This is a genomic window from Micromonospora sp. NPDC047740, assembly GCF_043204735.1.
In the GTDB taxonomy this organism is placed as follows: Bacteria; Actinomycetota; Actinomycetes; order Mycobacteriales; family Micromonosporaceae; genus Micromonospora.
The window spans coordinates 1-1,163 of sequence record NZ_JBIDCT010000057.1; the positions used below are offsets into that span (position 1 = coordinate 1).

Below are 1,163 nucleotides of genomic sequence, written 5' to 3' on the forward strand. Positions count from 1 at the left end.
TGCAGCCGCTCACTGTGGCGCCGCAGGCGGTGCTGCTTGGCCAGGACCCCAGCGGCCCGGAACTGGCCACCAGCCCCCAACGCCGTGATCCGCCCATCCTCTCCCAGTCGCAGGGCACCCGCGCTGAGGAGAGTGTTGAGACCCCAATCCACACCGACCGCCACCGTGTGACCGACTCGGGCGGCTTTCGGCACCGGGTGCGTGTACGCCACGTCGGCACGCACCGTCCCGTCGGTGACGCGCAGGGTGGGCAGGTGCAGCACCGCCGAGGCGGGAACCGTGGACGGCAGCCTGATCGGGCACTCGACCCACGTCCAGTCCCGATACCCTCGCGGATCCGGACGGGTGGGCAGTTGCAGCCGCAGCAGCGCCCTTGCCGGGTCGGTGTCGCTGCGCTCGATGGTGGCCTGCTGCCGGTCACACGCGGCCAGCAGCAGCATCCGCCCGATTCTCGGGACGCCTTCGAGTTCGAACACGTCCACCGGCAGCCGACCGTTGACCTTGACGAACGCGGCGGCCTGCCGGGTCCGGGACTTGATGATGCTGGACGGCAGATGCTCTCCGCCGGGGATCGAGGCCCGAACCTGATCCCACTCGCCGGGGGTGCGCTGACGCGGATCGGCCGGCCACGTCGACAGGACCCCGGCCGTCACGTCGGCACGCCACTTCACCGAACGCAGTGCACGCCCCGCCTGCTCCTGCACCATCCGCACGATCCGGTCATTGACCCTCACACCCTCCGGCGGGGCGACCGTCCACCCCACCCGCCGCAGCGCCATCCACGCGTTCGACGGCAACCGCCGCCCACCCGCATCCACCCCGGAAGCCAACACCCCCACATCCACGCGGTTCCAATGCTCACCGACCAGCGCGGCCACCATGCCCGCCACCAGATCGGCACACCAACCAACCCGTTGCGCCAGCACCGCCGGAGGCAAGACCTCGCCGGTTGCCCCGTCCACACCGGTGCGCAGCACAGCGCGGGCACACGCGGTCCGGGCGGCCTCACCCTCGGCCAGCCGCAGCTTCCCGCTCACCGACCCAACGCCTCAACACCGATCCACAAAAACCGGCCCTCACCGCCAACCCACGCCACCGGCATCCTCCCCGAGCCAACCCAAACGTGATGCGCCACAGGGTGAACACCGAAACGCTTCCCGGCC

General features: G+C 70.9%; 1 protein-coding gene. It reads right to left on the minus strand.

All coding sequences use genetic code 11. The features are described 5' to 3' along the window. Positions 1 to 1,037: hypothetical protein (locus tag ACGF4F_RS37365; protein WP_393085270.1), on the minus strand; the 1,037-nt coding region annotated here is incomplete at its 3' end. Positions 1,038 to 1,163 lie beyond the last annotated feature (126 nt).